Source organism: Brotaphodocola sp. (genome assembly GCF_050873065.1).
Lineage (GTDB): Bacteria > Bacillota > Clostridia > Lachnospirales > Lachnospiraceae > Brotaphodocola.
Genome location: NZ_JBNMIC010000097.1, coordinates 1 through 5212, shown reverse-complemented (window position 1 = coordinate 5212; position 5212 = coordinate 1). Strand labels below are relative to the sequence as shown.

The following is a 5212-nucleotide window of genomic DNA, read 5'->3' as shown; positions in this document are numbered from 1 at the left end:
CATAAAGTCCATAGCTTATTAAAGTGCGCCTAAAATGTCCGATTATCCATTTTTCATTCCACAAGTCGTGCTCTTCGCGAATTCTTCCTTGTTTTGGTTCAAGGTTGCGAACGAGCACCGCGAGTTTCGCAATTACCTATCTTATATATGATGAATTTCCACTCAAACACCAACAGCCGCCCTGAGATCAGGACGGCTGTTGTCAGTCATATTACATACCGATCAAATCAAAATCCTCAAAGGAAACCGTCAGTCTGACATCTTTGCCCGGATTCTTATATTTTACGAGAACGGCTCTCTCTGTCTGGCTGTAATACCATCCAGATTCAGCTGCCTCAAATTTTTTGCGGTTCAGATAGTGCTCAAGCTGTTCTCCGTCCAGAGTGATCCAGAATGGGCTTCTGTCTTTTCGAATCATCTCTACCATAACGGATTCTACGGTATCACCGTACTCTCCCTCACCGGTAAAGTCTACGTTCACCACATTTGTTCCACTTACATTGATCGTCGTCTTGCGGAAGATTCCCTTCTTGAAATCGTTCGTCTTTCCATCATCCTCGTACATGACAAAACGAGAGTCTTCCTCTGCCGGTGCAAGGATGAGTTTTAAATCTTTTACATGATCGTTCTCCATGTTCATCAGCTGGTTGTCTGCCATGACCATGATTCCGCCCTCGCGCAGGAACATCGGAATCGTTTCCATCGTGACAGGGACCTCGATCGTCTGTCCACCCTCATAGCAGCGGTAATTGTCATTCATGTCATACCACTTGCAGCCCTTCGGCAGGTAGACGCTTCGGGTCTTTGCTCCCTTCTCAATGACATTCGCCACGAGAAGACTTCTTCCGAACATGAAATCGAAGCTATTGTCGTAGGTGTTCTCATCATCCTGGAACTCATACACAAGCGCTCTCATAATCGGCGCGCCGTTCTTGGTTGCCTCGTACTCACAGGAATAGATATACGGCTCCATGCGGTATCTCAGCAAAATTGCATTTCTCACGAGATCTGTGCTGCTCTTGAACATCCACGGCTCGGTTACCGTGTTATCGTTGCTCGCAGAATGGATCGAGAAACGTCCCTGGAAAATACCCTGCTGAACCCAGCGCACAAACAGTTCCTCCTCCGGAGCCGGGCCGGAGAAACCGCCAATGTCTGCGCCCTCATTCGGCTGTCCGGAAAGTCCCATTCCCGTAATAATCGGGATATTATATTTCAACGTCTTCCAGCTTGTATAGTTGTCTCCGCACCAGGTCTGTGCATAGCGCTGAATTCCGCTGCATCCGCTCCGGCATACCGAGTACGGTCTCATGTTTTCATCATGTTCTTTTACTGCATCGTTGCTGAGTTTACACATCAGTGTACTCATGATCGGCTTGAGCTGTCCGATCGTTCCGCCCTTGCCGTCAAAATCCACAATCGCATCTTTGTCCAGAATACTGTCATACTCGCAGTTATCGTTCCAGATCGAATTGGTTCCCACAGCAATCAGGTTTTTGATCACATACTGCTTCCACGCCTCGCGCGCTTCCGGTTTTGTGAAATCCCAGAATGCTCCGGGACCACCCCACCAGCTTCCGACTGCAAATTCGTCCGGATTCTTGCTGTCTTTTACAAAGACACCCTTGCCGAAGAATTCATCAAACCACGGATGGCACAGCAGAATACCAGGCTTGATGTTCGGAACATTCTCTGCACCCTTCTCCTGCATCGCATGGAAGTAGGCAGAAGGATCTTTGAATCGCTCCGTGTTCCAGGTGAATACACATCTCTTGTTGTCATAACTTGTATATCCGGAAGAAAGGTGGAAACCGTCAATCGGAAATCCCTCTTCCTTGACCGTATCGATAAAGCCGAGTACGGCATCATCGCTGTCCTTCTCAAGTTCCGGATAGTACATTGAACTTCCCTGATAGCCGAGCGCACGCTTCGGAAGCAGAACCGGACGACCAGTCAGGAACGTGTAGTTGTCGACGATTCGGGAAATCGTATTTCCTCCCATCAGGAACAGATCAATGTCTCCGCCATCTGCCTGCCAGTAAGTATAGCGATGCCAGTAGTTGCTCTTCTCGCATCCCATGTTGAAGCAGGACTCATAAAAGTTGTGGTAGAATACGCCGACAGCCTTCTTCGTGTTCCGGTTCAGGCGAATGTAAAATGGAATGTGCTTGTAAAGCGTATCCATCTTTTCCGCATCATATCCCATTGCATCGGTTGCGCGCTGACGCAAAAATGCTTTATTTTTGTTTAAAATGCCTGCCTTTTCACCAAATCCGTAGAAGCAATCGTCCTCATCCATGCAGGAGTAATGATTGACTCTGTGGTTGGAATCAAGCGTGCACGGTGATCCGTGAAGATCGCTGTACAGCAGGCTTCCATCTTTGTCATACAGATCAAATCCGATCGGATCCTTTGTGAACACAAGACGAACCTTTCCCGTGGAGAAAGAAATCTCTTTCTCCGTCTCAATCACTTCCGGAATCACCGGATTTACGCGGGTTCTCTCGCCCTCAAACAGCGGATCGAGGCGATCCTCCCACGCCGTTGTCATCAGCACATAAGACTCCTCTGCGAACTCTTTGTCAAAAGAAGTGCGCACACGCACAATCTCGTCTGTGACAAATACCACTTTGATGTCAGCACAGTTTGTGTGAATCAGCCATGATCCCTCTAACTTCTCAATACCAGCAAATTTTGTACAAACGTCCATTTTTGTCTCCGTTCCTTCTCAAAATGAATGTTACTCAAATCAATCTCTTATTCTTTTTACCACATACTCGGTACGAGACCACACAGATACGGGATCAACAGCGGAATCGGCGGAATGAAGCTTACCAGAAGCAGAGCCACTACCATTGCAGCAAAGATCGGCACAATGTACTTGGTAACGCCCTCAATCTTTACATGACCGACACCACAGCCGACGAACAGGCAGGAACCTACCGGAGGTGTTACAGAACCGATACCAAGGTTCATGATCAGCATCAGTCCGAAATGTACCGGGCTCATTCCAACGCTCGTCGCAATCGGAAGGAAGATCGGGGTAAAGATCAGTACTGCCGGTGTCAGATCCAGGAACATACCCATCACTAACAGGAAGATATTCATGATCAGGATAATCACAAAACGGTTACTCGAAATGCTCATCAGCGCACCACTGATTGCTGCCGGGATACCGGAATAGGACATCACGTAGGACATGATTGAGGAAGATGCAATCAGGAAAAGAATCGTTGCAGAACTTCTCATCGTGTCAGACAGCAGATTGTAAAACGTCTTTAAATCCATCTCGCGGTAAAGAATTGCAAGCAGTCCGCAGTATAGACACATCACAACGCCTGCCTCTGTTGCGGTAAAGATACCGGTTAAAATACCACCCATAACAATGATAACTGCCAACAGGGACGGAACCGCGTCGAGAAGAATCTTCCATGCCGGGTCAGACTCTTTTACTGTGGAAGCCTTGTAGCCCTTCTTCACTGCAAGGAAAATTGCCAGACCTGCAACAGCGATTCCAAGAAGTGCACCGGTCAGATAACCACCCATGAACAGTGCTGCTACGGATACACCACCTGCTGTGATTGAGTAAAGAATCAACGGACCAGACGGAGGAATCAGGATTCCAGTCGGTGCAGAACAGATATTAACAGCTGCGGAGTAGTTCGGGTCATATCCCTCATCCGCCTCAAGCGGGCTCATGATGGATCCCATTGCGGAAGTTGCCGCAACGGAAGAACCAGATACCGCACCAAAAAACATATTTGCAAGTACGTTTGTCGCTGCCAGATAACCCGGAACCCAGCCTACCAGAAGTCTTGCCAGACGAACCAGTCTCTTCGCAATTCCGCCCTTGTTCATAATGTTTCCGCCAAGGGAGAAGAACGGCAGTGCCAGAAGTGAGAAGGAATCACAGCCTGAGAAACATCTCTGTGCCGCTGTCAGCGCAAAAATATTTCCATCCATTCCGCTCATAATTGCCGTGATGATCGAAGCAATTCCAATACCTGCTGAAATCGGTACACCTGCAAACAACATTACAAAGAATGAACCAAACAGCATCAATGTAGCCTGAACAACCATGCTTATTTACCTCCTTTGCTGTTGACATAAAGCTGTACGTATTTAATGATTCTGGCAATTACAATGAAAATGCCGGAAATCGGAAGACATGCATAAAGGAACTTAAAAGAAATATGCATAACAGAAGACTGGTTGGTTGCATTCATAACCAGTTTGAATCCTCCAAAAATAAACACATAACATACAAAGAACAGAATCGCTGCCTCGATAAAAGCAAGCAGTGCAATGCGCACTCCGCCTTTTACGCGATCTTTCACAAGATCAAGTGCCAGATGCTCATCTTTGTAAAAGCAGTATGCAGAACCGAGCATCGAAGCCCAAATCAATACATAGCGCAGGAACTCATCTGTAAATGTGGACGGATTCTTTAAGAGCCATCTCGAGGTGATCTGCCACGTACCGCCAGCGAGCAGCGCAAACATTGCAACAGCCATGATAAAACGCATAACTGTGTCTAAAATCTGATCAAACTTTTTCAAAATTCCATCTCCTTAGAAGATTTATTCTATCCCCACCTGTTATCGTGGAAGATACCTACTCTGAGTAATTGGATTGACCGCCATCTGTATCCCGGCTGAACGCGCCAGCCGGAAATACTGACGACGGTCATCCCTTATTTCCTGATTTGTAGCTGCTTTATCCTGTTATGGATAAATAAATGAAACACAATGAATTACTTGCCAGCATTCTGGATCTTCTCAACGATTGCATATACATCCGGATCATTTGACTTTAAGTTGTCATAGATGGACTGGCAAGCAGTCTGGAATGCAGCGGTATCTACATCCTCGATGAAGGTAACACCATTCTTCTCAGCATTTGTTTTTACTTCGGTCTCAAAATCAGCCCAGCGGGTCTTGTAAGCCTCGGTTGCTGCCTTTGCAGTCTCCTTCATGATCTTCTGCTGATTCTCACTCATGGAATTCCAAACCTTTGCGGAAATTACAATGATATCCGGGATACGGGTGTGCTCATCATAGCAATAGTACTGGGTGACATCGCTGTGATCACGAAGAGCCGTGATGTTATTCTCAGCTCCATCTACAACACCCTGCTGCATACCGGTGTAAATCTCAGAGTAGCTCATAACAGTTGCAGAACCGCCCAGAGCATTCATCATGTCGATTGCCAT

4 protein-coding genes are annotated in these 5212 nt (G+C 46.9%); all 4 read right to left on the bottom strand.

The window, feature by feature from the left end; all coding sequences use genetic code 11:
• Positions 1-211: 211 nt before the first annotated feature.
• Positions 212-2710: a TIM-barrel domain-containing protein gene (locus ACR0QE_RS13040; protein ID WP_432628767.1), complete on the bottom strand. Its 2499-nt coding sequence runs from the start codon at positions 2708-2710 to the stop codon at positions 212-214.
• Between the two features lie 56 nt (positions 2711-2766).
• Positions 2767-4080 (bottom strand): TRAP transporter large permease, encoded by a 1314-nt coding sequence (locus tag ACR0QE_RS13035; protein ID WP_432628766.1) that lies wholly within the window; start codon positions 4078-4080, stop codon positions 2767-2769.
• 2 nt (positions 4081-4082) lie between these two features.
• On the bottom strand, positions 4083-4559 hold the full coding sequence (locus ACR0QE_RS13030) for a TRAP transporter small permease (RefSeq protein ID WP_432628765.1): 477 nt from the start codon (positions 4557-4559) through the stop codon (positions 4083-4085).
• Positions 4560-4753: 194 nt separating this feature from the next.
• A partial coding sequence (gene dctP, locus ACR0QE_RS13025; protein ID WP_432628764.1) for a TRAP transporter substrate-binding protein DctP occupies positions 4754-5212 on the bottom strand: 459 nt, incomplete at its 5' end.